The following is a 26,693-nucleotide window of genomic DNA, read 5'->3' as shown; positions in this document are numbered from 1 at the left end:
TTGTCAGCCCCGGGTGCTGTATTGACTGGGAAGGTCGGCGAGTTGAACCGTCGCTGTCGGCGCCCAGCCTTCCTGGCGATACTCCGCGACGACCGTGGTGAAGATGCCGCCGCGCACGTAGAACTTCGCCGTCAGCTTCATGTAGCGTGGCCGGGTGGCGCTCACCAGATCGTCGAGGATGCGATTGCTCACTTCCTCGTGAAAGCAGCCGGTGTTGCGGAACGACCAGATGTAGAGTTTCAGGCTCTTCAGTTCGACGCAGGCCTCGTCCGGAACGTAATCGAGAAGCAGCGTCGCGAAGTCCGGCTGGCCTGTCTTCGGGCACAGGCAGGTGAATTCCGGGATTTCCATGTGTATGTGGAAATCTCTCTGCGGCGCCGGGTTCGGAAAGGTATCGAGAGTTTTCGCCGGCTCTGTGCTCATTGGGGCTCCGGATGCTATCCTGCGGGAAACGAATCGGACAGCCACAATGCTATCATAGCTGTTGATGCCTGAGTCTCGTACGTCTGTTCGCTTGTCGCCGCCTGCTTGGGTGTGCAGCATTGCCGGGCAGAGTCACCGCGTTTTCCGATTTCTCCCGGCGCGTTTGCGCGGACCGCGCTCCAGTTCTCGTTCATGCGCCTGACCAAACTGAAACTTGCCGGCTTCAAATCCTTCGTCGACCCGACGACGATCGCCCTGCCCGGTCAACTCGTCGGTGTGGTCGGTCCGAACGGTTGCGGCAAGTCGAACGTGATGGATGCCGTGCGCTGGGTGCTCGGCGAATCGAAAGCCTCGGAGCTGCGTGGCGAGTCGATGCAGGATGTGATCTTCAACGGTTCCGGCAGTCGCAAGCCGGTGTCGCGGGCAGCCGTCGAACTCGTCTTCGATAACTCGCTCGGTCGCCTCGGCGGACAGTGGTCGCAGTATGCGGAGTTGTCCGTCAAGCGCTTGCTGACGCGCAGTGGTCAGTCCGAGTATTACATCAACAACCTGCACGTTCGACGCAAGGACGTGACTGACCTGTTTCTCGGCACCGGTCTCGGGCCACGGGCGTATGCGATCATCGGCCAGGGGACGATCTCGCGGATCATCGAGGCCAGGCCGGACGAGTTGCGGGTCTTTCTCGAAGAGGCGGCCGGTGTGACCCGCTACAAGGAAAGGCGGAAGGAAACCGAGAATCGGCTGGCCGATACGCGCGAGAACCTGGCGCGCGTGGAAGACATCCGCCTCGAGCTGGGTTTGCAGATGGAGCGCCTCGAGGGTCAGGCCAGCGTTGCTCGTCAGTATCGTGAGTACAGCGACGACCTGGTGCGTCGACAGCACCTGCTCTGGCTGCTCCGCCGCAACGAGGCCCAGGCCGAGCGCGAGCGTCTGGCGCGCGAGGTGGCCCAGGCGGCGAACGATCTCGAGGCGCAGAATGCCGCCCTGCGTGACCTCGAAGCGCGTCTGGAGGCGGCGCGCGAAGCGCATTTTGCTGCCAGTGACGGCGTCCATGCGGCGCAGAGCGACCTGTTTGCGGCCAATGCCGAAGTCGCGCGGCTGGAGGCTGAAATCCGGCACCGCCGTGAATCCCAGCGCGAGTACGAGACGCGTCTTGCCCAGTTGACCGACGACCGCACGCACTGGCAGGCCCAGGCCGAGAAACTGAGCGACGACGACGAACGCTGGCGGAGCCTGCTGGCGCTCGCCGAGGAACGTGTCGAGCAGGGGCAGGCGCGCCTGGCGGCGCGGCATGAGCGCTTGCCGCTGGCCGAGGAGAGCCATGCCGTGGCGGTCGAGGCGGTGACCCGGCAGCGCGCCGAGATCGCCCAGGCCGAACAGCGGCTGCAGGTCGAGCAGGCCAATCGTGGACACGCGCAGCGTTCCCTGCAGATCATCGGTGGCCGGCGAGAACGCCTGGCCCTCGAGCGTCAGGCGATGCCGATACCCGATGACGTGGAGTTTGCCGACAAGCAGGAGCAGGTGCATGGCTTGCGTGAGCGGATCGGCGAGTTGCAGGAGATTCAGCAGGCCCAGCAACAGGATCTGCCGCGTCTTGAGCAGAACCGACGTGCGGTGCTGGCTGAGGTGCAGCATGCACAGAAAGAGCGCGCCGAGGCGAATGCCCGCCGGATGGCGCTGCAGCAGTTGCAGCAACGCCTGCAGACCAACGGCAAGCTCGACGAGTGGCTGCGCCGGCATGGATTGCAGCATGGCGCGCCGCTCTGGAAGTCGCTGCACGTCGACGCGGGCTGGGAGGATGCCGTCGAGGCGGTTCTCCGCGAGCGGCTCGGAGCGCTGGTGGCGACGCAAGCCGACCCGGCGTGGAGCAAGGACCGTCCGGGCAGCAAGTTGACTCTGCTGCTACCGCTGGCTGACGGCGAAGCGCGCGACGGCCACGGCGGTGCGCGCGACGACCGCCTGCTGGCGCGCGTTCGCTGCGACCATCCCGAGCTGTCGGCAATTCTTGCCGACTGGCTCGATGCGGTGCTGGCCAGCCCCGATCTGGCGACGGCCCTGGCGCGTCGGGCGGATTTGTCGGGGAATGCCTGTTGCGTGACGCCGGGTGGTGACATCGTCACTCGCCAGAGTGTGACGCTCTTTGCCCCGGACAGCGGCGAGCATGGCCTTCTCGAACGTCAGCGGGAGATCGACACGCTGACCGGGGTGATTGCCCAGCGCGAGGAGACGGTCGATCAGGCGCAGGCGCGGCTGGCGGCGATCGAGCAGAGTCTGGCCGATGCCCAGGACGCCGTGCAGGAGTCACGTCAGCAGCTGGGTTTGCTGCAGGATCGCGCGCATGCCATTCAGGTCGAAGCACTGAAGCTTGCGCAGGCCCGCGAACGCTTCCGCGAACGGCAGGCGCAGATCGACGAAAGTCTGGCCGAGATGGCCGTGGAGGAGGAAAGCGAGAGCGAACGCCGGTTCATCGCCGAAGCGGCGATCGACCTGCAGAGCGAGCGGGTGCGCGAGTTGCAGGCGGTGATGGTCGGCGCACGGGCGCGCCTCGAACAGGCCGAACGGGCACTGCGTGACGAGCGTGACCAGATCAATGCCGAAGAACGCGAGTTGCGCGAGGCGGAATTCTCGCAGCGGGAGTGTCGCAACAAGCTGGCGGAGCTGAGCAGCAGCCGCGCACTGGCGCAGCAGCAGCTGGAACGGATCAGCGATGATTTGGCGCGTTGCGAGGAAAGTGCCACCGCCATGCAGGCCGAGGATCTCGAGCCCGGGCTGCAGGTCGCGCTCAACCATCGGGTCGCTCGCGAGCATGCGCTGGCGCAGGCACGCGATGCGCTGGAAGCGGCGGCGAACGGCCTGCGCGCGCTCGACGAGGGGCGCATGAAAGTCGAGCAGAGCCTTGATCCGCTGCGCGATCGGATTGGCGAACTGAAGCTGCGGGAGCAGGCAGCGAGTCTCAATTTCGAGCAGTTGGCGAGCCAGCTGGCCGAGGCGAATGCTGACGAGGAGTCGTTGGCGGCCGACGTCGTAGGGGCGCGTGCCGGTCCCCTGCAGGCCGCGATTGCTGCGTTGCAGCGTTCGATCGACGCTCTCGGCGCCGTTAACCTGGCTGCCCTCGATGAGCTGGCGGCGGCGAGCGAACGCAAAGGCTACCTCGATGCCCAGTCGGAGGACCTGACCCAGGCGATGGAGACGCTGGAGAGCGCGATCCGGCGCATCGACCGGGAAACGCGGGATCTGCTGCAGGCGACCTACGATTCCGTCAACCGCAGCTTCGGCGAGTTGTTTCCGACGCTTTTCGGGGGCGGCGAGGCGAAGCTGATCATGACCGGCGACGAGATCCTGGACGCTGGCCTGCAGGTCATGGCGCAGCCGCCGGGCAAGAAGAACTCGACGATTCATCTGCTTTCCGGCGGCGAGAAGGCTCTGACGGCAATTGCGCTGGTATTCTCCATGTTTCAGCTCAACCCGGCGCCCTTCTGCCTGCTTGACGAAGTCGATGCACCGCTGGACGATACCAATACCGAACGTTTCTGCGCGATGGTGCGACGCATGTCCGGCCACACGCAGTTTCTGTTCATCAGCCACAACAAGTTGACGATGGAAATGGCGCAACAACTCGTCGGGGTGACCATGCAGGAATCCGGCGTTTCGCGCATCGTGGAAGTCGATATGGAAGAAGCGCTGCGCCTGCGCGAGCAGCTCGTTTAGGAATTGAAATGACCGACTTGCAAATGGGTCTGATCGGCCTCGGTGGCGCCGCCGTGATTGGCGTGCTGGGCTACAACAAGTGGCAGGAGCACAAGCATCGCAAGCTCGCCGAGCAGTTGCTGAACGTCCGCCAGGCGGACGTGCTGCTTGACGAGTCGCCACCCGGCGGCGCCAGCGCCGACGACTACGCCGGTGTTGATGGGGGAGCCGAGGCAGCCGACCCGGGCGCCGGCGGCGGGGCGAGGTCTGCCGGATCCGGTCACGAACGGGTCGAACCGCTGTTGCGGGTGGAACCTGCGCAGGACGACGGGGCGTACGAAGCGTCGGCGCCTTTCGCCGAGGACTCGGCGCGCGTCGCCCCGGCCTTCCTGTCGCCGCGCGAGGCACCGGTCGCGGGCCGCTCGGCGTCGCCACAGGCCGTGCCCGGTCGCCCTGACGATGCGCCGGCCAACGCCGGGGGTCAGGCGGCGCCGCTGTATCTGCTGTCGCCGATGATCGACTACATTGCGGCGATCGAGGTTGCTGAGCCGGCAGCCGCCTACCGGATTCGCGAGGGGCAGCGTGCGGCCCTGGTACGGATTGGCAAGGCCGTGAACTGGATCGGCTACAACGAAGACTCGCGCGAGTGGGAGCCGATCCTCGAGGACAGCGACAATGCCTACCGGCACATTCGAGCCGGGCTGCAGCTTGTCGACCGCAAGGGCCCGGTTCGCGACGGGGATCTCTCGGTTTTCCATGTCGCCCTGCTTGACCTGGCGACCGAACTGATGGGGGTCGCCGAGTTGCCGTTGCGCGAGCCCGCCTTGCAGGCGGCAGCGCAGCTCGACGAGTTCTGTGCTGGGGTCGATATTCAGATCGGTGTCAACGTCATCAGTCAGGGGCAGGTCTTCCCGGGTACCAAGCTGCGCGCCCTTGCCGAGTCGGCCGGCATGGTCATCGACGCGGACGGCCGCTTCGCCCGTTGTGATGACGAGGGCAACGTGCTCTACGTGCTGATCAACCAGGAGACGAAGGGCTTTTCGAGCGAGTCGATGCGGACCATGACTACGCACGGCGTGACCTTCCTGCTCGATGTGCCGCGCGTGGCCAACGGCGATCGCGTGCTGACGCAAATGGTCGAGCTGGCGCGTCGTTTTGCCGAAGCCCTGCACGGTGCGCTGGTGGATGACAATCGGCGCCCCTTGTCGGAAAGTGCTATCGAACCGATCCGTCGTCAGGTGGTGCAGTACCAGACGGCGATGGCCCATCGCCAGCTGCCGGCCGGTGGCCCGTTGGCGTTGCGCCTGTTCTCCTGAGGCAGAACCCGCCCGATGGGTGTCAGCGAACGTCTTCACAGCCTGCGCGCGGAGATCGAGCGGTACGATCACGAGTACTACGTCCTCGACGCGCCGTCGATCGCTGATGCCGACTACGACCGCCTCTTCCGCGAGTTGCAGGCGCTGGAGGCCGAACACCCCGAACTGGTGAGCAGGGACTCTCCGACGCAGAGGGTTGGCGGTGCGCCGCTGGCGGAGTTCGCGGCGGTCACACATGCGACAGCGATGCTGTCGCTGAACAATGCCTTTGCGGACGACGAAGTGGCGGCGTTCGACCGCCGTGTGCGTGAGGGGCTGGCGACGGACGGTGAGGTCGATTACTCGGCCGAACCCAAGTTCGACGGTCTCGCCGTCGGCCTGTCGTACGCAAAGGGCATCCTGGTCTGCGGCGCGACGCGTGGCGACGGTTCGACCGGCGAGAACGTAACGGCCAATCTGCGCACTCTGCGCAGCGTTCCGCTGCGTCTCCGCGCCAGCGACTGGCCGGCGGCCCTTGAAGTGCGCGGCGAAGTGCTGATGTGGCGCAGCGACTTCGAACGGCTGAACGCGCGCCAACGCGAGAAGGGCGAGAAGGAATTCGTCAATCCGCGCAACGCCGCTGCGGGCGGCCTGCGCCAGCTCGACCCGCGCATCACGGCTCAGCGTCCTTTGCGTTTTTTTGCCTACGGGATTGCTTCCGGCGAGCGTGCCGGCTTGCCGGCAACGCATTCGGCCCAGCTCGACCAGCTCGAGCGCTGGGGTTTTCCGGTTGCCCGGGAGCGGCGCCGGGTCACCGGCCTGGCCGGTCTTCTCGCCTACTATGCCGACATGGGCAGCCGGCGCGCTTCTCTGCCCTACGATATCGATGGCGTGGTCTACAAGCTCGACGATCTGGCTGCCCAGGAACGCCTTGGTTTCCTTTCGCGCGCGCCGCGCTTTGCCGTCGCGCACAAGTTTCCCGCCGAGGAGGCGGTCACCGAACTGCTCGATATCTCGATTCAGGTCGGCCGTACCGGGGCGCTGACGCCGGTGGCGCGCCTCGCGCCGGTCTTTGTCGGCGGCGTCACGGTGAACAACGCCACGCTGCACAACGAGGACGAGATTCGGCGCAAGAACGTGCGCATCGGCGACGTGGTCGTCGTGCGCCGCGCTGGCGACGTCATTCCCGAGGTCGTCCGGGTAGTTCCGGATAGGCGTCCCGCCGGGGCGCGCGAATTCGTCATGCCGACAAGCTGTCCGGTTTGCGGCTCGCGCGTCGTGCGCAGTGCCGACGAGGCCGTGGCACGTTGCAGTGGCGGTCTCTATTGCCCGGCACAGCGCAAACAGGCGCTGCTGCATTTTGCCTCACGGCGTGCCCTCGACATCGAAGGCCTCGGCGACAAGCTTGTCGAACAGCTCGTCGACAGTGCAATCGTGCGCACGCCGGGCGATCTCTACCGGCTCGGCTTGCTGGCTCTCGCCAGTCTCGAACGGATGGCCGACAAGTCGGCAGGCAATCTGCTGGCGGCGATCGAGAGGAGCAAGAGGACGACCCTGGCGCGTTTCATTTTCGCGCTCGGGATACGCAACGTCGGGGAAGCCACCGCTCGGGAACTGGCGCGTCACTTCGGTAGCCTGGATCGTCTGCTGGCTGCCGATGAGGATTCGCTGCGGCAGGTTCCTGACGTCGGTCCGACGGTTGCTCAAAGCATCCGCCAGTTCTGCAGTGAACCACACAATCTGGAAGTCATCGAACAGCTGCGTGCCGCCGGTCTCGTGTGGAGCGAAGGTGAGCCAGCGGTGCCGGCCGGTGGCGTCTTTGCTGGCCAGGTCTTCGTCTTGACGGGAACTCTGCCCTCGCTGACACGCGAAGCAGCCAAAGCGATGATCGAAGCGGCGGGGGGCAAGGTCAGCGGTTCGGTGTCGAAGAAGACGAGTTTCGTCGTCGCCGGCGCGGAGGCCGGCAGCAAGCTCGAAAGGGCGCTGCAACTGGGCGTGCAGGTAATCGACGAAGGCCAGTTGCTGGGCCTGCTCGAACAGACCATGGGTCCGTCGACGCCATGAGGCTGCCGCGCAAGGCTTCCGCTGCTCGGTCGCGCCGCCGCGGCAACGGCCGGCGCGAGCATCCGCCAAGTCAGGAGAAGACATGATCGACCCGCAGCAGGCGATGGCCATCCTTGCCGCCGCCGACCTCGTCCACTCGGCCGAGAGGGTCGCCGCCGCGGTCAACCGTGTGGCGCGCGAGATCAGTGAAAGACTTCGCGACAGCAACCCACTGCTGCTGTGCGTCATGCAGGGCGGCGTCCCCCTGGCCGGTCAGTTGATGACGCGACTGACCTTCCCACTCGAGTTCGACTACGTGCACGTCGGGCGCTACGGCCAGGCGACCAGCGGCGGCGAGCTGGCCTGGCGTGTCGAGCCGTCGATCCCGGTCAGGGGAAGAACCGTGCTGATCGTCGATGACATTCTCGATGAAGGAGTGACTCTGGCCGCGATTCGCGAGCGACTGCTGCAACTTGGCGCCGACGCTTGTTACACGGCCGTGCTGGCGGAGAAGATGAATGGCAGGCACAAGCCGATTCAGGCCGATTTCGTCGCGCTGACGGTTCCCGATCGCTTCCTCTTTGGTTACGGAATGGATGTTCGCGGCGCCTGGCGCAACCTACCGGCCATCTACGCCATTCGGGAGGACTGACATGCTTGCGGTGATCGGTGGCAGCGGTCTGACCCAACTCGCAAGCCTTGAGCTGGTGGAGCGTCAGCGGCGACGCACCCCTTACGGCGAGCCGTCGGCGGCCCTGAGCTTCGGCCGGATCAGCGGCTGTCCGGTCGTCTTCCTGGCGCGTCACGGCGACGACCATGGCATCCCGCCGCATCAGGTGAATTATCGGGCCAACATCTGGGCGCTGCGGGAGTGTGGGCCGGTGGGTATCGTCGCGGTCGCCGCCGTCGGCAGCATTCGTGCGAACCTCAGCCCTGGCGATCTGGTCATGCCGGATCAGATCATCGACTACACCTGGGGTCGCGAGTCGACCTACCATGAAGGACCGGAGAGGGCGGTCCGACATGTCGACTTCACCGAACCCTTTGATCGGCGGCTGCGCCAGCGTCTGGCCAGGGCCGCCGCAGCGATCGGTATCGACCTCGCTCACTCGGCGGTCTATGCCGCGACGCAGGGCCCGCGGCTGGAGACGGCGGCCGAGATCAATCGGCTCGAGCGCGACGGTGCCGACGTGGTCGGCATGACCGCCATGCCTGAGGCGGTTCTGGCGCGCGAACTGGGTGTTCCGTATGCGGCGATCAACGTCGTCGCCAACTACGCCGCCGGGCGCGGCGACAGTCGCGAGGGCATCAGCCTGGAGGCGATCCATGATGTTCTGGGGGAGTCCATGCATCAGGTCCTGGCAGTCATCGAAAGGCTTCTGACCAGCGATGATTAGACCCGTCCTCAGGATGGGCGACCCGCGCTTGGCGCGCAAGGCCGCTCCCGTCGAACAGTTTGCGACGCCGGCGCTGCACGCGCTGATTGCCGATATGGAAGAGACCATGCGCCATCTGGACGGTGCAGGTCTGGCCGCGCCGCAGATCGGTGTCGGTCTGCGGCTGGTGATCTTCGGGGTGGATCGCAATCCTCGTTATCCGGAGGCCGAGCCGGTACCGCGGACGGTATTGATCAACCCGGTGCTCTTCCCGCTTTCGTCGGCGACTGAAGAAGCCTGGGAAGGCTGTCTGTCGGTGCCCGGCTTGCGCGGCTGGGTGCCGCGCTGGAGCCGCCTGCGTTATACCGGCTTCGACGCCCGCGGCCGTCCGATCGATCGTAGCGTCGCCGGCTTTCATGCGCGCGTCGTGCAGCACGAATGTGACCACCTGGACGGCATCCTTTATCCGATGCGGATCCGCGACATGAGCCGTTTCGGTTTTGTCGAGGAGCTGTTTTCCGAGGGCTCCACCGGTGCAGTTGAATAGCAACTTCTTGAGGAGGGGGCCAGGCGTGGCGCCGCGATACCGAATTCTCTTTGTCTGCATGGGTAACATCTGTCGCTCGCCAATCGCCGAAGCGGTTACCCGCGCCATCGCGCAGCGCGAGGGCCTGGCGACGGCCTTCGAGCTGGACTCTGCGGGCACGCACGGGCATTACCACGCCGGTGAGGCGCCCGATGCGCGCGCCCGCCGGGTAGCGGCGAAGCGCGGCTACGATCTGTCGAGGATGCGCGCGCGTTCGGTCATCGACGCGGATTTCGGTCGTTTTGACCGGATTCTGGCGATGGACGAGGCCAACTTGTCGCTCCTGCGGCGCCAGTGCGCAGAGGAAAGCCGCTCGCGACTCGGTCTGTTTCTTGACTACGCTACCGGACTCGGGATCTCCGAGGTGCCCGACCCCTACTACGGTGCCGAGTCGGGTTTCGAACGCGTGCTCGACCTCTGCGAGTTGGCGGCAACTGGTCTTCTGGCGGCCTACAAGCGCGGAGAACTATCCCGGTAGTGCCGGCAGGCGGCGCCCACTTGTCGGCTGGTTTCGGCGAAATACTGACCAGTGGTGAACGCGCGGTGCCCTTGCTTTGGGCCGTGCCAGGAAACTTCCTGGTGCACCGCAGCAAATCCTGCTATAGTGAGGTGGCTGGCTTGCCGGCTAACGGTCTTGCAGGATCCATATGTACATCGTAGACGACCCGACCCTTGCGCTCCTTACCCGTTTCGTAGGGGAATCCTCCGATCATGGCCTCTCGGATGCGGAGTTCTTTCGCCGGCAGATCGCCGCGATCACAGAATACGTGGAGGCCTTTCCCGCGCACGAGCGCGAAGAGCGGGCGCTTGCCTGGATCGAGGCCAACGCCCGCCAATACCGTCAACACTGGCAGAAACACGCCGTGATCGACATTCTGGCGAGGACGCGCTGTCCCGATTGTCCTCTTGCCGGCGGTAAAGAGCGTCATCCGTGTGCCATCCACACTCGCTGGCTGAAGCTGTTGCAGCGCTACGCTGCGGATGAATTGTCTTCACACCAGTACGTGGAAAGCAGCCTGACGCTGCTGCGGGCACACAAGGACCTGCTCAGGGTGAGTCGACTGCATGCGTCGCTGCGGTCGTTGCCTTCGACGACGTTCTGTCGAGGCTGACAGGCGGCACGCTTCCCGGCAGGTGCCGGGTCTTCCACTCGCCAATCCACGGTTCCTTCCAGTGACGCCTGCCCCAGGCGTCTGGCACGGGTCAGCGGCGTGCACAGGGCACACATGCGCGGGCAGCATTGGCGGTGCGTCGGAGAACCGCGGCGCCTGACTCCGGCTTGCTTCCTGCACGACCGCCGCGGCAGAACTTCGATCACGCGGGCTCGTTTTCGGCTACCATGTTCCTGCTGGGGTTTCCCCTGGCTTTTTCGGCAGGTCAGCAACTCACCGTTGTTATCCGATGACTTTGACAAGGAGGTTTTTTGATGCTACGTCGATTGGCTGTTGTTTCAGCACTGGCCGTTGCCGGTCTTGTTGGTACGGCCTCGGCCGCTGAGTATGGTACTCCGGCGGAGGCCAAAGCCATGCTCGAAAAGGCGGTTGCCGCCGTGAAGGCTGACAAGCCCAAGGCCTTGGTGATGTTTACCAAGGGTGAAGGCGGCTTCAAGGATCGTGACCTGTATCCGTACTGCGGTGGTCCGGACGGGAACTTCACTGCGCATCCGACTCTGCTCGGCAAGAGCCTCAAGGATCTCAAGGACAAGGCCGGCAAACCGCTGGGCGAGGAAGTCTACGCCGCCGCCAAGGAGGGTGCGATTGCCGAGGTCAGCTACATGTGGCCGCGTCCCGGTCAGACCGATCTCGTCACCAAGGTCGCCTACGTCACCAGGATTGGCGATCAGGTCTGTGCGGTGGGCTACTACAAGTAAGCCTTCGCCAATGTCGTGGGCATGCTCGCGCCTGGTCCGGGCCGGCGACCCACAACGGTGGATCCGCGAGATCGTCCCCGAACGGCGGGGCGCTGCTTGCAGCGTGGCAGTTGCCGTTCGGGGAGGTCAGTAAGCAAGGCCGGTTACGTCGGCGCACGCGTAGCGCGGACCGCCGATCTGGCAGGCCCGGCACCGCGGTGCCTCAATAGACTTCGGGGATGAAGGTCTGGTCAGACAGAGGTGGGCGCACGTAGCCGCGCTCGTCCTGACGCGGCGGCAGGACGATTGGTTCGGGTGTCAGGTCCTCATAGTCGATCATGTTCAGCAGGTGCGTGATGACATTGAGGCGAGCCCGCTTCTTGTCGTCGCCATCGACCACATACCAGGGTGCCTGCTTGATGTCGGTGTGCGCAAACATGGCGTCCTTGGCTTTCGAGTATTCCACCCAGCGCGCCCGCGACTCGAGGTCCATCGGACTGAGTTTCCAGTGTTTCTCAGGATGGAAGATCCGCTTCTGGAAGCGGCGCTCCTGCTCCTCGTTGCTGACCGAGAACCAATACTTGATCAGGATGATTCCGCTACGCACGAGCATCCGTTCGAATTCCGGACAGGTACGCAGAAACTCGCGATATTCCTCTTCCGTACAGAATCCCATGACCCGTTCGACGCCGGCCCGGTTATACCAACTGCGATCGAACAACACCATTTCGCCGCCGGCGGGGAGGTGTTGGACGTAGCGCTGGAAGTACCACTGGCTCTGCTCCCGATCCGTCGGCGCGGGCAGCGCCGCCACTCGGGTGACCCGCGGGCTGAGGCTCTCGGTAATGCGTTTGATCGTACCGCCCTTGCCGGCTGCGTCGCGTCCTTCGAACAGGACCACCACTTTAAGCTTCTTGAACTTGATCCACTCCTGCAGTTTCACCAGTTCGATCTGCAGTTTCGAGAGAGTCTCTTCGTACAGCTTGGTCTTGAGCGCCGGCTTGCGGACGTGTACGGTCTCGCTCTGGCTGGCCTTGGCCTGGGCTGCGTCTGCCTTCTGCCCTGCCGGTGCTGCCTTGGCCACCTTGGGATTGGGAGTCTTGGCCTTGGTCGCTTTGGCGGGCGTGCTGCGCTCCCCATTCTTGCCATCGCCTTTCACAGCGTTCTTGCTTGCCGTCTTGGCGGGGACTTCCTTGACGGGCTCTGCTTCCTGTTGCGCGGTCACGTTCTCGATCTTGGCTGAATCGCCTTCCGGTACGACCTCTTCCTGGACAGTCTTGACTTCACTCATTGATGCCTCCTTGGTGTGGCTGAAAACGGGTAATAGATAAAACGGCGTCGTGGCAGAGCAGCGTGGCGCAACTGGCTGGTGCGGATGTCGTGCGGAGCTGCACGTCACGGTGCCCGGTGGAGGGGTAGGGCGCGACCGCGCCACATCCCGCCACACCGTAAGCTCACGGTTCAGTGAACGACAGGGACGCGCTGATCGCTGAAAAGGCGCACAGTACCCACGCTGGCACGGTCGGATCGCCGGCACACGCGGACGGGCAATGAACTGTCGGAGATCCCACCGCCTGGCGAGACGCCAGATTGGGTAGACGGGTGGGCTGTGGGGGACGGGAAACGGTCACGCCGCGTCAGGGTGGCGCGCGCCAAGGGACTGCAGGGGGTGGGCAGCCCCTGGTGTCCGGGGGGGCGAGCTTGCGGCCGTACTGTCGATGCGAGCGGCGGCCTCGATAGGTTCCTGAGTCGTTGGCATGGTTCCATTCCTCTTTGCGCCGGATGGTCCGGGGGCGCCAATTATCGCGCATTTTCTCGCAGGAATGCACAATTCTGCGCACGAAACGTGCAGTCCGGCGGGTTCTGCCGGCGACCGCCGGTGGTGCCGCGGGCGCCAGACGATTCTGCTGGCGACGCGTCGAACGACAGTAACGGATTGGTGCTTACGCGCGGCCTTGGCGCTCACCAGAGTTGACCCGCTCCTGCTCACCCGGACTGACCCACTGCCCGGGCTTGCCGCGCCGCATGTGAAAGAGAGAAGAGGTCCTGCCACAGGTAGGACGGTCTGGGCTGCTGAGATGGCGAGAGACGTGGCCCCGTTGATGCGCAACGGCTCCCGGTGGCGGTCGGTGTTCCTCGTGTGTTATCCGGAGCGATAGCGCCTCAGTCCGAAGGCGCGTCTTCCTGACGGTGCGGCAGAGAAGCCCCTCGCGGCGCGCGCAGTCCCCAACAAATTCGTCCCGGACCTCATAAGCCCTCCCACAGTCAGGAATCACTCCGGCCGCCGTATCTTCCCGCGCGACATCACGACCTCGTGCGGGGAGAACTCACCATGGAATTCCGGCAATGCCAGGCGTGCCAGGCCCCCTTTCGGCCACGCCCGCAAATTGCAGAGCAACGCTTTTGTTCCGCTGCCGCCTGCCAACGTGAACGGCGACGGCGTTGGCAGGCAACCAGGCGCCAGAACGATCCGGACTATCGCGAGAACCAGAAGCGGGTGCAACAGGCCTGGGCGGAGCGCCACCCGGACTATTGGCGGAACTATCGACGCCAACACCCGGAGTACGCCGAGCGCAACCGCGCCCAGCAGCGGCAACGCGCGCAGGACAAGGCGGCCGGGCAGATTGCAAAGATGAACGCGTCAAAGGTTGAAATGCCCCTTCCTTCAGGTACTTACCGTTTATCCCCGGTGGTGGACGCGTCGCTTGCAAAGAGTGACGCGTGGATGGTCGAAATCACTTTGATTACAGCAGCTTGCGCTTCACCGTGAAGGCCTGCTGAGATTGCAAAAGAAGACTCTCTCGCCTTGCCGCCGCCTGGCCGGTACGCTAGGTCCGACAGGAGGTATCTCGCATGGATAAGTTGGCTGCTGCGGGGGTTCTGAGCCTCGACTTGCACCGCCTCGATTTGCGCTATGCATCGCTTCGCTTGCCGGACCCTCCGGCGATCACGCGTCTGGCCAGGTCAATCGCGGCCGATGGTCAATTGGTTCCCTGCATTGCGGTCGCCGGGGAGGGCGAGGCGTTCATCCTGGTCGACGGCTATCGACGCATCGCCGCGTTGCGTCACCTCGGGCGCGATACGGCCGAGGTCGAATGCTGGCAGGCGGATCTCGCGCAGGCGCTGTTGGGCGTGTTGGCGCGGACGCGCAGCCGATCGTTTGCGCCGATCGAAGAAGCCTTCCTGTTGCGCGAGTTGATTTCGGGCGGGCAGTTGAGTCAACACGAAGTCGCCCGGCGTTGCGGGCGCGATGTGAGCTGGGTCAGTCGCCGTCTGCAACTGCTCGGGGGGCTGTCGGACGCCTTGCTCGAGGCCGTACGCCAGGGGCAGGTGTCGACCTGGGCGGCGGTCCGCATCCTCGGACCGTTGGCGCGCGCCAATAGCGCGCACGCCGAACAACTGCTCGCGACCCTGCGCACGACGCCCCTGTCAACTCGGCAATTGGCCAACTGGTTTGCGCAGTATCAACGCGCTGCGCGACCGGTGCGCGAGCGCATGGTCGAGTCGCCGCAGCTGTTGCTCGAAGCCGTCGCCGCTCGGCAGGAAGAGAAGGTTGCCGAACGTCTGCGCGAGGGGCCGGAAGGCGAGGTGCTCGCCGACCTGCGCATCCTGGAAGCCGTCGGTGCCCGTCTGAAGCGGCGTTTGTCCGCCTTGAGTTCGCCATCGACCGCTATGCCGCCCGCCGTCACGGCGGCGGTGGCTTCTTTGCAACCGGCGCTCGCGTCGCTTCAGCGCCATCTGACCAGGATTTGCCCGCATGATATCCCCCGAGATTCGTCAATCCGTCCAGACGCTGCATCAGCAAGGCCTGGCTGTTCGCGAGATCAGCCGGCTCTTGAAGCTGTCGCGTAATACGATTCGCCGCATCCTGCGAATGCCGGTTCTTGCCGACGCGCGCGAGCCCGCGTGCCCGGCGCCGGTACGCCTCTGGCTCCCTGCCGCTTTTGCGCGCGTGCGCGGCTATGGGGTCCGCCTACAGGAGATGCTGCAGGCGGAACTGGGCCTCCATCCCGGCTACAGCACGCTCACCCGATGGATCCGGGAAGCCGGTCTGCGCTCGCCGCCCAAACGCGCTGGCGAGTATGTCTTCGCGCCCGGCCAGGAGATGCAGCACGATACCTCGCCCCATCGCGTGATCCTGGCCGGCAAGACGCTGACGGCGCAATGCGCGTCGCTGATCCTGGCCTATTCGCGCTGCCTGTTCCTCCAGTACTACCCGCGCTTTACGCGCTTTGAAGCCAAGCAGTTCCTGCTCGAGGCCGTGCGCTTCCTGGCCGGCTGCTGCCCGACCTGCGTCATCGACAACACCAGCGTGATCGTCGTCGACGGCGCCGGCGACGATGCCGTGTTCGCGCCCGAGATGGTGGCGTTCGCGCGCACGCTGGGATTCGCCTTCCGTGCCCACCCGGTGAACCAACCCGACCGCAAGGGGCGCGTCGAAAGACCTTTTGCCTGGGTCGAAGGCAATTTCCTGGCCGGGCGGACGTTCGCCGATTTCGCCGACCTGAACCAGCAGGCGCGAGCCTGGTGCGAGAAGGTGGCGAATGCCAAGCCGAAGCGTGTCCTGGGGATGGCGCCAAGCGCGGCCTACGCGATGGAGAGGTCCTGTCTGCAGCCGCTGCCGGCGGTGTTGCCGCCGGTCTATCAGGTGGCCGAGCGGGTGGTCGATCTGTACGGCTTCGTGTCGATCGAGACCAATCGCTACTCGGTGCCCGAACGTTGGGTGGGCAAGACGCTGACGGTTTATCTGTACGCCAGCGAACTCAGGATCTGTGCCCGCGAGCAACTGGTCGCGGTCCACCCGCGGCTGATCGGCGTACGCGATGCCAAGCAGAAGCTGCCCGGGCATCACCCGACGCCGCAGCGTCAGGATCGTACCCCGCCGCCTGAAGCCACCTTGCTGCAGGGCCACCACCCTGTGCTCGACGCGTACGTCGCGGCGCTCGTCAAGCAGGCGCACGGGCGCGGGGTGCGGCCCCTACGCCGCTTGCTGGGGTTCCGGCGAAGCTACCCGGAAAGTCCCTTCCTCGCGGCGGTCGCGCAGGCGCTGAAGTTTGGTCTCTTCGACCTCGGCCGCCTGGAGGCGATGATCCTGCAGCAGGTGGCCGGGGACTTCTTCCGCCTCGACCGCGGAGACGACGATGCGTGAGCCGCTCAAGGCGCTGATTGCGCAGATGCGCTGGTCCGGAATGGAGCGCGTCCTCGACGAGGAACTCGACCTCGCCGAACGGCAGGGGACGCCGGTCCCCGAGGTGCTCTTTCGCCTGCTTCGCGCCGAAGAAGCGGCGCGGCGCGAGAAGAGCCTGGCCTATCGTCTGGCCCAGGCCCATCTACCCTGGCCGTGGACCTTGCAGTCGTTCCCCTTCGCCCGTCAGCCGAGCGTGAACAAGGCGCAGGTCCTGACCCTCGCGGGGCTCGACTTTCTGCGCCGCGGCGAGAACCTCCTGCTGATCGGCCCGCCCGGCACCGGCAAGTCGGGAATCGCCATCGGGCTCCTGCGCGAAGCGTGTCTGAATGGCTACCGCGCCCGTTTCTATAACGCACAGGCCTTGCTCGACGAACTGTATGCTTCGCTCGCTGACCGCTCGACGATTGGGCTTCTCAATCAGTTGTGCCGCCTGCCGTTGATCGTCATCGACGAACTCGGCTACCTCAACCTAAAGCCCGAGCAGGTCAACGCGTTCTTCCGCCTGATGGACCAGCGCTACAATCTGCGTCTGTCGACGATTGTCACAACGAATGTCGACCTGCCCGATTGGTACGAGTTGTTTCAGAAGAAACCGCTGGTCGATGCGCTGCTCGACCGCCTGCAGCATCGCTGCACCCTCCTGCGCTTGAGTGGTGCGAGTTTGCGCAGCGAGCCGGCTGGCTCCCAGGCAACCCAAACGACGGCCCCGACAGCTGCCTCCACCCGCGCGACGTCTCGCAGGAAGACCTCGCCAGACGACTCCGCGTAGCGCTTGAAGCCACCGGTGAACGGCGGTCGCTTGCTCGCCCAGCATCACCGTTGCTCCTCGATGACCGCCGCGTGGGTCGGACGCCTCAAACGCCGGTCTGCATGGCAGTAAGCGCGATACTGCCGCCCTTACTGCCACGCCCCAGCGTATCGCCCCTCCGCTGCGTCAAGGGACGCTGCGCCAGGCTGCGAAAAGCCGCAGCCTGCCCTTGACCCAGCTCCGGGGCGCCTCTCCCTCACCCCCCAAGGCTTCCGCCAGCCACGAAGAAAAAACCCTCCGCACGGCTTGGCGAAGGCCACTTCTTCAACAGCTTCAACCCTTGCACGCAGCCGCGCTTACCACCTAGGCCTGCGCTACCGCTGGCTCAATTCTCGTGAGCAAAAAAGGGTCAGGTTTCGTGAGCGTCAAGGCGCGCGGCGACGAAGATCGCGCCCGGGCGTTCGTCGGGTGGCTTGCGGCCTGCTGCTTCGCGCGCGCCAGTGCGGTCGGTCAGGTCGGAGTGTTGTGCTGCCAGTTGAGGACCCGCTTCCCGCTCCGCTGGCGGTGTTCGCGGCGAACCGACAAGGACGCGATCGCAGATAGGGGTGGGCGACTAATGGGTGACTGGTGGGCGGCCACCTGCCGCCACACTACGCAGGCGCAACAAAAACACCGCATCGGCGAAAAGCGCGACGCGGTGTTTCGGGGGATTGCGGGTTTGCGGTGTCAGCCCAGCTTGGCAAAGGCCTCGACGACTTCCGGCGGCGCTTGAACCATTTCGATCAGCACACCTTCTCCGGCGATCGGAAACTCGGGGCTGGCCTTCGGATGCAGGAAAGTGATGTCGAACCCGGCGGCACCCTTGCGGATGCCACCCGGCGCGAAGCGCACGCCATTGGCGGTCAGCCACTCAACCGCCTTCGGCAGGTCGTCGATCCACAGGCCGACGTGGTTGAGGGGTGTGGCGTGAACCGCCGGCTTCTTCTCGGGGTCAACCGGTTGCATCAGATCAACCTCGACCTTGAACGGGCCTTTGCCCATTGCGGCGATGTCTTCGTCAACGTTCTCGCGTTCGCTGACGAAGTTGCCGGTGATCTCGAGGCCGAGCATGTCGACCCACAGCTGACGAAGCTTCATCTTGTCGGGGCCGCCGATGGCGATCTGCTGGATACCCAGGACTTTGAATGGACGTTGTTGCATGTGATGTTCTTTCTATTGACAGGATCGAAATAAACGTTATGCCCGTGTTGTCTCAGTCGCGGGCAGAACGGCGTATTGCGGGGTTCGCAGCCATCTCACCACCGCGTGAAAAAGCCTCGACGTTCGCTTCGATAGTATCAGGGTCGTACAAATAATTCACCATCAGTCCATACGACTGTCGCCGGCCGCGCGCCGAGGTGTCCGCCAGATAGTTGAGGCGCTCGATGCGCGCCCCGTTGCCCAGATGGAAACGGGCAACCGGGTCGTAAGGACGTCCGCCTTTGTCGGGAGTCAGCAGGTAGCGCGCGGCAAGCCGCATCAGGCCATGCTGCAGGGCGCGTGCCAAGCGGTCATCATCGGCCCAACCATCGTCGGCGAGCAGCGTCGCCAGATCGCTTGCGTTGTCGATCTTCGTCGTCCCGGCCGCCTGGTGTCGCCTGATCCGCTCCAGATCGGCTTCGCTGAAAGCCTTCTGCCAGGCTTCCGGATTCTTCTCGGCCCAGCGACGGAAGGAGGGCAGGGGGGATAGGGTCGCAAAGTTGATGAGACGCGGGTAGTCGCGCTTCAGATCGTCGACCACGCGCTTGAGCAGGAAGTTACCGAACGACACGCCGCGCAGACCGACCTGCGTGTTCGAGATCGAATAAAAGATCGCCGTATTGGCGCGTGGCGCATCGAAGACCGGCGCATGCTCATCGAGCAGGGTCTGGACGTTGTCGGCGAGCTTGTCGGTCAGCGCCACCTCGACGAAGATCAACGGTTCCATCGGCATGCGTGGGTGGAAGAACGCGTAGCAGCGGCGATCGGAATCAAGGCGGTTCTTGAGGTCGCTCCAGGAACGGATCTCGTGCACCGCTTCGTACTCGATCAGTTTTTCGAGGAGCGTTGCCGGCGAGTTCCAGGTGATCCGTTGCAACTCGAGGAAACCCACGTCGAACCATGCGCTCAGACGGGTTTCGAGTTCTCGGTCGAGCGAGCGCAGGGCGGGATCCTGGCCAATCAGACGGAGCAGATCGGCGCGGAGATCGACCAGGAACTTGACGCCTTGCGGCAGGGCGGTGAATTGCGTCAGGACGCGCAGGCGAGACGAACGCATGGCATTGCGTAGCGCCGACTCGGCAGTCCACCGGTCGTTGCTGTCGATGGCTGCCTGGTAGTCGGCATGTGCCTTGGCGACCAGCTGCGGATCGGGGCCGAATTCGGTGGCAATGACGCGCAGGAACGTCGCGCGACCTTCGTCATCAAGACGCAGATAGGCTTCCGCGAGCCGCCCGGCGCGCTGCCTCGCCGAGATTTCGCCGCCGACGCCGCTGGCGCATTCATGCAGCAACTCGCGGATTCGCACTAGTTGCTTGCCATCGAGACCGCGGAGGCCGGGACCTTCGGCGAGCAGTGTGCGCACCTTGCGCAGCCCCCGGACAACAATTCCTGCAGGCATTTTCTTCTCCTCCATCCGCGACCGGCGGCGCCTTCGGGTCAGATGCGTCGGCGATGCGCGGAGACGACAAAAACGATTCCGAAGAGGACCATCGGCAAGGACAGCCACTGCCCCATGCTGATGGTGTGAGAGAGACCAAAGATACCATCATCCGGCGAGCGGAAATACTCGGCGACCCAGCGCAGAAGCCCATAGCCGATGAGAAACACGCCGGAAACGGCGCCGCGCGGCTGCGTGTTCCCTGAATACAACCAGAGGACGACAAACAGCGCGAGGCCTTCGAGGCCCGCCTGATAGATCTGCGATGGATGGCGCGGCAAATCGTCGACCCAGGGGAAGACCATGGCCCATGGCAAGGATGAATCCGCGGGACGGCCCCACAACTCGCCGTTGATGAAATTGCCGATACGCCCGACGGCGAGGCCGAGCGGCACCAGCGGCGCGATGAAGTCGGTGATCTCGAGCCAGCTCCTCGCGGTCTTGCGCGCGTACAGTGCCATCGCGACGAGCACGCCGAGGAAGCCGCCGTGAAACGACATGCCCCCTTTCCATACGGCGAGGATCTGCAGCGGGTGCGTCAGGTAGTAGCCCGGCTCGTAGAACAGCACCTGACCGAGCCGCCCGCCGATGATCACGCCGAGGACGCCGTAGAAGAGCAGATCGTCGAGTTGCTGGACGGTCCAGGATGCCTGCGAAAGCTGCGGATGCGTGCGGATGCGGTGTCGGCCGAGCCACCAGAACTGAAGGAAGGCCAGCAAGTACATCAGCCCATACCAGTGCACGCTCACAGGGCCCAGCTTGAGTGCGACGGGGTCGAACTGCGGATGAATCAACACGGCACCAACACCCTGGGGGCTTTCGGATAGAATCTCGATTATACCGCGCCACCCTCTGGCGTGTTCTCGATTGGAGATCGGCAATGCCCCACTATCGTTCCCGCACCTCGACCCATGGCCGCAACATGGCCGGCGCGCGTGCCCTGTGGCGGGCGACTGGAATGCAGGACGGCGATTTCGGCAAGCCGATCATCGCCGTCGTCAATTCCTTCACCCAGTTCGTTCCCGGTCACGTGCACCTCAAGGATCTTGGTCAGCTGGTTGCCCGCGAAATCGAGGCCGCCGGTGGCGTCGCCAAGGAATTCAATACCATCGCCATCGACGACGGTATCGCCATGGGGCACGACGGAATGCTCTACTCGCTGCCCTCACGCGACCTGATTGCCGATTCGGTGGAGTACATGGTCAATGCGCACTGCGCGGACGCCATGGTGTGCATCTCCAACTGTGACAAGATCACTCCGGGAATGCTGATGGCGGCGATGCGGGTGAATATCCCGGCGATCTTCGTTTCCGGCGGCCCGATGGAGGCCGGCAAGGTCAAGTGGGGCGGCAGGGTGATTGCTGTCGATCTCGTCGATGCGATGGTCAAGGGCGGCGACAGCAACTGTTCGGACGACGAAGTGGACGCCTTTGAACGGTCCGCCTGCCCGACCTGCGGTTCGTGTTCCGGCATGTTCACCGCCAACTCGATGAACTGCCTGACCGAGGCGCTCGGCTTTTCCCTGCCGGGCAACGGCAGCCTTCTTGCCACCCATGCCGATCGCCGGCAACTGTTCCTCAGGGCTGGCCGCCAGATCGTCGACCTGTGCCGGCGCTACTACGAGCAGGACGACGTTTCGGTCTTGCCGCGGTCGATCGGCTCGTTCGCCGCGTTCGAGAACGCCATGGCGCTCGACGTGTCGATGGGTGGTTCGACGAACACCGTCCTGCACATTCTGGCGGCGGCGCAGGAGGGCGGGGTCAACTTCTCGATGGACGACATCGATCGCATTTCGCGTCAGGTTCCGTGTCTGGCCAAGGTGGCGCCAGCCACGCCCGATTACCACATGGAGGATGTGCATCGCGCCGGCGGCATCTTCGCGATTCTCGGCGAACTCGATCGTGCTGGCCTGATTCATCGTGAGGTGCCGACCGTGCACGTGCGAACCCTTGGCGAAGCGATCGACGTTTGGGACGTGATGCGCACGCGCGACCCGGACGTGTTCGAGTTCTTCAAGGCGGCGCCGGGAGGCATCCCGACCCAGACGGCTTTCTCGCAGGGCCGCCGCTACCCGGAACTGGATCTGGATCGGACGCACGGTTGTATTCGTGACAAGGCCAGTGCCTATTCGCAGGAAGGCGGGCTGGCTGTGCTCTATGGCAACATCGCGAGCGACGGCTGCATCGTCAAGACCGCCGGTGTTGACGAGAGCATCTGGGTGTTCAGCGGCAAGGCGCGGGTATTCGAGAGTCAGGATGATGCCGTGCAGGCGATTCTCGGTGATCAGGTCAAGGCGGGAGAGGTGGTCGTCATTCGCTATGAAGGTCCGAAGGGCGGACCCGGCATGCAGGAAATGCTTTACCCGACGTCCTACCTGAAATCGAAGGGTTTGGGAAAGGTCTGCGCGCTGCTCACCGACGGCCGCTTTTCGGGCGGTACGTCGGGGTTGTCGATCGGGCACGCTTCGCCGGAGGCGGCGGAAGGCGGGGCGATCGGGCTGATCGAGGAAGGGGACGTGATCGAGATCGACATCCCGCGTCGCATCATCCATCTGGCGATTGCCGATTCGGAAATGGCCAGGCGCCGCGCCGCGATGGAGTCCACGGGCGAGGCCGCCTGGCGGCCGGCGGTCGAGCGCCGGCGGCTGGTTTCGCGGGCATTGCAGGCTTATGCCCTGATGGCGACTTCGGCGGCCACTGGCGCGGTCCGCGATCTCGATCAGCTGCACAGACGCTGACCAGAGGTGGCGCTGTCAACGCGCCTCGTTCTGGTGGCGTTCAGCGAGAGGTCACGTGTGCTGCCACCAGCCAGGCGGACAAGACGCTTTCCAAGGCGGCGAAACTGAAATAATATCGTGGCGTTTCAAACCACCTACCTGAACGGAGTTAAGAGCATGAAAGCAATCTACGTGAGCCTGCTGGCTGCTGCCGGCATTATGTCCGCTGGAGCTGTCTCGGCTGCTGACGAATCGGCGCTGGCCAAGTCCAAGGGTTGTCTGGCTTGTCACGCCGTGGACAAGAAGGTCGTCGGTCCGGCGTATCAGGAGGTTGCCAAGAAATACACCGCCAAGGATGAAGCCATGTTGGCCGAGAAGGTCATCAAGGGTGGCAAGGGTGTCTGGGGTCCGGTACCGATGCCACCAAATGCCTCGGTGACACCCGAAGAGGCCAAGAAGCTGGTCGGCTGGATTCTCAGCTTGAAGTGATCGCGTGACGAAAAGAAGACCGGCCAAGCGCCGGTCTTCTGTTTCAGGGTGGGCCGCGGCAACCAATGATGCATGCCAAGTGATCATATGCCGGTTGACAAGCTCCTGATGTGCTTGGACAATCCGCCGTTCGCCACCCCAACATAAACACAATATCGGAGATTGAACATATGAACCATTTACGTGTACCGGGTGTTCTTGTCGTTCTGGCCGCATCTGTGGCCGTGATTGGCTGCGGCAAGAAGGAAGAACCCAAGGCTGCGGCACCTGCTCCGGCCCCCGCCGCGGCGGCACCTGCGCCGGCGCCGAAGCCGGAGATGGTGGTCAAGATTGGCCACGTTGCACCGCTCACCGGAACGATCGCCCACCTCGGCAAGGACAACGAGAACGGCGCGCGCCTGGCGGTCGACGATGCCAACGCCAAGAAGATCGAAATCGACGGGAAGGTCGTCAAGTTCGAACTGCTCGGTGAAGATGATCAGGCCGACCCGAAGACCGGGACGGTCGTCGCCCAGAAGATCGTCGACGCCAAGGTTGCCGGTGTCGTCGGCCACCTGAATTCGGGCACCACCATTCCCGCTTCGGCGATCTACAGCCAGGCCGGCCTGCCGCAGATTTCGCCTTCGGCAACCAACCCGAAGTACACCCAGCAAGGCTTCAAGACCACGTTCCGGGTGATGGCGAACGACATTCAGCAGGGCTCTGTGGTCGGCACCTACGCGGTCAAGGACTTGGGCACCAAGAAGATCGCCATCATCGACGATCGTACGGCCTATGGTCAGGGGCTGGCGGATGAGGTCGAGAAAGCGGCCAAGGCCGCCGGTGCGACAATCGTCGCACGCGAGTTCACCAACGACAAGGCTACCGACTTCAAGGCGATTCTCACCAAGATCAAGGCCAAGAACCCGGACCTCGTCTTCCTGGGTGGAATGGATGCCGTCGGTGGTCCGATGCTCAAGCAAATGAAGGAATTGGGCATCAAGGCCAAGTTCTCGACGGGTGACGGAGGCTGCACACCCGAGCTGATCAAGCTCGCCGGTGCGGCGTCGGAAGGGGTGATCTGTACGCAAGCCGGCCTGCCGCCCGACAAGCTGCCGAACGGTCAGAAGTTCGTCGAGGACTTCACCAAGAAGTACGGCCAGATCCAGATCTACTCGCCGTACAGCTATGACGCTGTGATGGTCCTGGTCGACTCCATGAAGCGCGCCAACTCGGCCGACCCGGCCAAGTATCTGCCGGAAGTTGGCAAGACCTCCTATGATGGGGTCACCGGCAAGATCGAGTTCGACGCCAATGGCGATATCAAGAACGGCGCGATCACGGTTTTCGAGGTCAAGGACGGCAAGCTGGTGACCCTGAAGACCGAAGGCGGTGCGTCAGCGGCGGCTGCACCTGCACCTGCGCCGGCCCCTGCGGCTCCTGCGGCTGCTCCTGCTCCCGAAGCCAAGAAGTAAGGTATGGAAGGTTGCGAGGGGATGGCAGTTCGACTGCCATCCCCTCGTTCATCCTGCATCCGCTCAGCATGAACCGGGCCTCGCGTCCGCACGGCCATATCCCTGGTGCCATGAGTCGGAACCTTTGGTTCGCCACCAGCACCTTGTTGCGGAAAGCCTGACCATGGACACTCTCCTACAGCAGCTGATCAACGGCCTCACCCTGGGCGCCGTGTACGCGCTCGTCGCGCTTGGCTACACAATGGTGTACGGGATCATCGGCCTGATCAACTTTGCCCACGGTGAAGTGGTGATGATCGGGACGATGGTGGCCTTTACGGTCATCGTTTCTCTTGCCGGTTCCGGCATGTCACCACTGCTGGTTCTCGGGGTCGGCCTGCTGGTGTCGGTGGTGGTCTGCATGATTCTCGGTTGGGCCCTCGAGCGCGTGGCCTATCGTCCCTTGCGGCATGCGCCGAGACTGACGCCGCTGATCACCGCGATCGGTATGTCCATCGTGTTGCAGAACGTGGCGATGATCATCTGGGGCCGGAATTACATCACTTTTCCGCCGATGATCGACAAGAAGATCTATGAGCTTGGCGGGGCCAGCTTTACCAATGTGCAGGTCGCGATCGTCTCGCTCGCGGCGCTGATGATGCTGGGCCTCATTTATCTGGTGCACCGGACGCGCATCGGCATGGCCATGCGGGCAACCGCGCAGAACCCGCACGTTGCCTCGCTGATGGGCGTCGATATCAATCGCGTCATCGCCATGGCCTTTATCATCGGTTCCGCGCTGGGCGCGGTGGCCGGCTGCATGGTCGGTTCGTACTACGAGATAGCGCACTACCAAATGGGTTTCATGCTCGGCCTCAAGGCCTTTACGGCGGCCGTTCTCGGCGGCATCGGCAATCTTGCGGGAGCCATGGCCGGTGGCCTCCTGCTGGGCGTGATCGAGGCGCTTGGAGCCGGCTACATCGGCGATCTGACGGGAGATTTCCTGGGCAGCCACTACCAGGACATCTTCGCCTTCATCGTCCTGATCATCGTGCTGATGTTTCGTCCCTCGGGTCTTTTTGGTGAGCGCACGGGAGATCGCGCATGAACGGCCGCGTCAGGAAATCCATCCCTTGGCAACAGCACTGGCTGGGTCTGGTGCTGATCGGCGTTGTGCTTCTGGCCGTACCTTTCGTGGCGGCCCTGGGGGGCCAGGCATGGGTGCGCATCGCCAACTTTGCCATCCTGTACGTCTTTCTGGCGCTGGGCCTCAACATCGTCGTCGGCTACGCGGGTTTGCTGGATCTCGGCTATGTCGCCTTCTACGCCGTCGGTGCCTATGCCTATGCCTTGCTGGCGTCGCCTCATTTTGGCATTCACCTGCCGTTCTGGGTCATTCTGCCCGTCGGTGCCGGTCTGGCGTGCATCTTCGGCGTCCTGCTCGGTGCGCCGACGCTCAAGCTGCGGGGCGACTACCTGGCGATCGTGACCCTCGGCTTTGGCGAGATCATCCGCATCTTCATGAACAACCTCAACGCGCCGATCAACGTCACCAACGGGGCGCAGGGGATTACCCTGATCGATCCGATCCGTATCGGCGGCTTTTCGTTTGCCGATACCAGTACCATCCTGGGCGTGACGGTTTCCGGGCCGCAGAAGTACTATTTTCTGCTGGTCACCCTGGCGATCATGATCATCATGATCAACGTGCGCCTGCAGGATTCGCGAATTGGTCGGGCCTGGCAGGCCATTCGTGAGGACGAGGTCGCGGCCAAGGCCTGTGGAATCAATACCCGCAACATCAAGCTGCTGGCTTTTGCCATGGGCGCTTCCTTTGGTGGCGTTGCCGGCGGCGTTTTTTCAGCCATGCAGGGCTTCGTCAGTCCGGAGAGCTTCTCTCTGATGGAATCGATCACCATCCTGGCGATGGTCGTCCTCGGTGGCATGGGACACATCCCGGGGGTGATCCTTGGTGCTGTCCTGCTGACAGGTCTACCCGAGGCCTTGCGCTACGGCATCGAGCCTCTGCAGCGGGCGATCTTCGGGCGCATGATCATCGATCCGGAGAGTCTGCGGATGCTCGTTTTCGGCCTGGCGCTGGTGCTCGTCATGCGCTTCCGGCCGGCGGGCCTGTGGCCATCGTCGCAGCGCCGCCGCGAACTGGCCGAGAGCGCGGACTGATC

Annotated in this window: 23 protein-coding genes; 18 read left to right on the top strand and 5 right to left on the bottom strand. The window is 64.1% G+C overall.

What is annotated here, in order from left to right; translation table 11 throughout:
* Nucleotides 1–3: 3 nt before the first annotated feature.
* Nucleotides 4–423: a preQ(1) synthase gene (gene queF / locus CAP2UW1_RS18005; protein ID WP_015768057.1), complete on the bottom strand. Its 420-nt coding sequence runs from the start codon at nt 421–423 to the stop codon at nt 4–6.
* Nucleotides 424–615: 192 nt separating this feature from the next.
* Between queF and smc the strand changes: the two genes are divergently transcribed.
* The 9 genes from smc (at nt 616) to CAP2UW1_RS17960 (ending at nt 11,280) form a co-directional block, all read left to right on the top strand.
* Nucleotides 616–4,131 carry a chromosome segregation protein SMC gene (gene smc, locus CAP2UW1_RS18000; RefSeq protein WP_015768056.1) on the top strand — a complete coding sequence of 1,172 codons (3,516 nt, stop codon included), beginning with the start codon at nt 616–618 and terminating at the stop codon, nt 4,129–4,131.
* Between the two features lie 8 nt (nt 4,132–4,139).
* Nucleotides 4,140–5,426 (top strand): cell division protein ZipA C-terminal FtsZ-binding domain-containing protein, encoded by a 1,287-nt coding sequence (locus CAP2UW1_RS25100; protein ID WP_015768055.1) that lies wholly within the window; start codon nt 4,140–4,142, stop codon nt 5,424–5,426.
* Nucleotides 5,427–5,441: 15 nt separating this feature from the next.
* Entirely contained in the window at nt 5,442–7,469 is a 2,028-nt protein-coding gene (gene ligA, locus CAP2UW1_RS25095) for an NAD-dependent DNA ligase LigA (RefSeq protein ID WP_015768054.1), read from the top strand.
* 82 nt (nt 7,470–7,551) lie between these two features.
* On the top strand, nt 7,552–8,100 hold the full coding sequence (locus CAP2UW1_RS17985; protein WP_015768053.1) for a hypoxanthine-guanine phosphoribosyltransferase: 549 nt from the start codon (nt 7,552–7,554) through the stop codon (nt 8,098–8,100).
* Between the two features lies 1 nt (nt 8,101).
* Nucleotides 8,102–8,845, top strand: a complete 744-nt coding sequence (locus CAP2UW1_RS17980) for an S-methyl-5'-thioinosine phosphorylase (protein ID WP_015768052.1) — start codon at nt 8,102–8,104, stop codon at nt 8,843–8,845.
* Nucleotides 8,838–9,371: a peptide deformylase gene (def, locus tag CAP2UW1_RS17975; protein WP_015768051.1), complete on the top strand. Its 534-nt coding sequence runs from the start codon at nt 8,838–8,840 to the stop codon at nt 9,369–9,371. Before CAP2UW1_RS17980 ends, def begins: the two co-directional genes overlap by 8 nt.
* A 25-nt stretch (nt 9,372–9,396) precedes the next feature.
* On the top strand, nt 9,397–9,888 hold the full coding sequence (locus CAP2UW1_RS17970) for a low molecular weight protein-tyrosine-phosphatase (RefSeq protein ID WP_015768050.1): 492 nt from the start codon (nt 9,397–9,399) through the stop codon (nt 9,886–9,888).
* A 169-nt stretch (nt 9,889–10,057) separates the two neighbouring features.
* On the top strand, nt 10,058–10,522 hold the full coding sequence (locus tag CAP2UW1_RS17965; protein ID WP_015768049.1) for a hypothetical protein: 465 nt from the start codon (nt 10,058–10,060) through the stop codon (nt 10,520–10,522).
* A 314-nt stretch (nt 10,523–10,836) separates the two neighbouring features.
* Nucleotides 10,837–11,280, top strand: a complete 444-nt coding sequence (locus CAP2UW1_RS17960) for a cache domain-containing protein (RefSeq protein WP_015768048.1) — start codon at nt 10,837–10,839, stop codon at nt 11,278–11,280.
* Nucleotides 11,281–11,482: 202 nt separating this feature from the next.
* Here CAP2UW1_RS17960 and ppk2 read toward each other — a convergent pair whose 3' ends face one another.
* Nucleotides 11,483–12,484: a polyphosphate kinase 2 gene (gene ppk2, locus CAP2UW1_RS17955; protein ID WP_015768047.1), complete on the bottom strand. Its 1,002-nt coding sequence runs from the start codon at nt 12,482–12,484 to the stop codon at nt 11,483–11,485.
* Between the two features lie 1,107 nt (nt 12,485–13,591).
* On the opposite strand from ppk2, the gene CAP2UW1_RS24730 reads away from it, so the two are divergent.
* From CAP2UW1_RS24730 to istB, 4 genes are all read left to right on the top strand, one after another.
* A complete protein-coding gene (locus tag CAP2UW1_RS24730) occupies nt 13,592–14,029 on the top strand; it encodes a hypothetical protein (RefSeq protein WP_015768046.1) in 438 nt (145 codons plus the stop codon).
* A gap of 83 nt (nt 14,030–14,112) precedes the next feature.
* A complete protein-coding gene (locus tag CAP2UW1_RS17950; protein WP_015768045.1) occupies nt 14,113–15,111 on the top strand; it encodes a ParB/RepB/Spo0J family partition protein in 999 nt (332 codons plus the stop codon).
* Nucleotides 15,017–16,408, top strand: a complete 1,392-nt coding sequence (locus tag CAP2UW1_RS17945; protein WP_041567750.1) for a Mu transposase domain-containing protein — start codon at nt 15,017–15,019, stop codon at nt 16,406–16,408. Before CAP2UW1_RS17950 ends, CAP2UW1_RS17945 begins: the two co-directional genes overlap by 95 nt.
* Nucleotides 16,401–17,216 carry an IS21-like element helper ATPase IstB gene (gene istB / locus CAP2UW1_RS17940; protein ID WP_015768044.1) on the top strand — a complete coding sequence of 272 codons (816 nt, stop codon included), beginning with the start codon at nt 16,401–16,403 and terminating at the stop codon, nt 17,214–17,216. The genes CAP2UW1_RS17945 and istB overlap by 8 nt, the downstream gene beginning before the upstream one ends.
* 705 nt (nt 17,217–17,921) lie before the next feature.
* Here istB and CAP2UW1_RS17935 read toward each other — a convergent pair.
* From CAP2UW1_RS17935 to lgt, 3 genes are read right to left on the bottom strand one after another with little or no spacing between them, the layout of a single operon-like run.
* Entirely contained in the window at nt 17,922–18,395 is a 474-nt protein-coding gene (locus CAP2UW1_RS17935) for a VOC family protein (RefSeq protein ID WP_015768043.1), read from the bottom strand.
* Nucleotides 18,396–18,447: 52 nt separating this feature from the next.
* Nucleotides 18,448–19,833, bottom strand: a complete 1,386-nt coding sequence (locus CAP2UW1_RS17930) for a malonyl-CoA decarboxylase (protein ID WP_015768042.1) — start codon at nt 19,831–19,833, stop codon at nt 18,448–18,450.
* 38 nt (nt 19,834–19,871) lie between these two features.
* A complete protein-coding gene (lgt, locus tag CAP2UW1_RS17925; RefSeq protein ID WP_015768041.1) occupies nt 19,872–20,669 on the bottom strand; it encodes a prolipoprotein diacylglyceryl transferase in 798 nt (265 codons plus the stop codon).
* Between the two features lie 83 nt (nt 20,670–20,752).
* Here lgt and ilvD point away from each other — a divergent pair, with 83 nt between their 5' ends.
* The 5 genes from ilvD to CAP2UW1_RS17900 all read left to right on the top strand — a co-directional run bounded on the left by ilvD (nt 20,753) and on the right by CAP2UW1_RS17900 (nt 26,691).
* Entirely contained in the window at nt 20,753–22,609 is a 1,857-nt protein-coding gene (ilvD, locus tag CAP2UW1_RS17920; RefSeq protein ID WP_015768040.1) for a dihydroxy-acid dehydratase, read from the top strand.
* Between the two features lie 156 nt (nt 22,610–22,765).
* Nucleotides 22,766–23,077, top strand: a complete 312-nt coding sequence (locus tag CAP2UW1_RS17915) for a c-type cytochrome (RefSeq protein WP_015768039.1) — start codon at nt 22,766–22,768, stop codon at nt 23,075–23,077.
* Between the two features lie 170 nt (nt 23,078–23,247).
* Entirely contained in the window at nt 23,248–24,531 is a 1,284-nt protein-coding gene (locus tag CAP2UW1_RS17910; RefSeq protein WP_015768038.1) for a branched-chain amino acid ABC transporter substrate-binding protein, read from the top strand.
* A 163-nt stretch (nt 24,532–24,694) separates the two neighbouring features.
* The gene (locus tag CAP2UW1_RS17905; RefSeq protein WP_015768037.1) at nt 24,695–25,618 is read left to right on the top strand and encodes a branched-chain amino acid ABC transporter permease; all 924 of its coding nucleotides are present in this window, start codon (nt 24,695–24,697) and stop codon (nt 25,616–25,618) included.
* Nucleotides 25,615–26,691: an ABC transporter permease subunit gene (locus CAP2UW1_RS17900; protein WP_015768036.1), complete on the top strand. Its 1,077-nt coding sequence runs from the start codon at nt 25,615–25,617 to the stop codon at nt 26,689–26,691. Before CAP2UW1_RS17905 ends, CAP2UW1_RS17900 begins: the two co-directional genes overlap by 4 nt.
* Nucleotides 26,692–26,693 lie beyond the last annotated feature (2 nt).

Origin of the sequence: Candidatus Accumulibacter phosphatis (assembly GCF_000024165.1) — a bacterium.
Lineage (GTDB): Bacteria > Pseudomonadota > Gammaproteobacteria > Burkholderiales > Rhodocyclaceae > Accumulibacter > Accumulibacter phosphatis.
The sequence above is the reverse complement of the archived record's forward strand: the minus strand, read 5'-3'. Positions and strand labels throughout refer to the sequence as shown.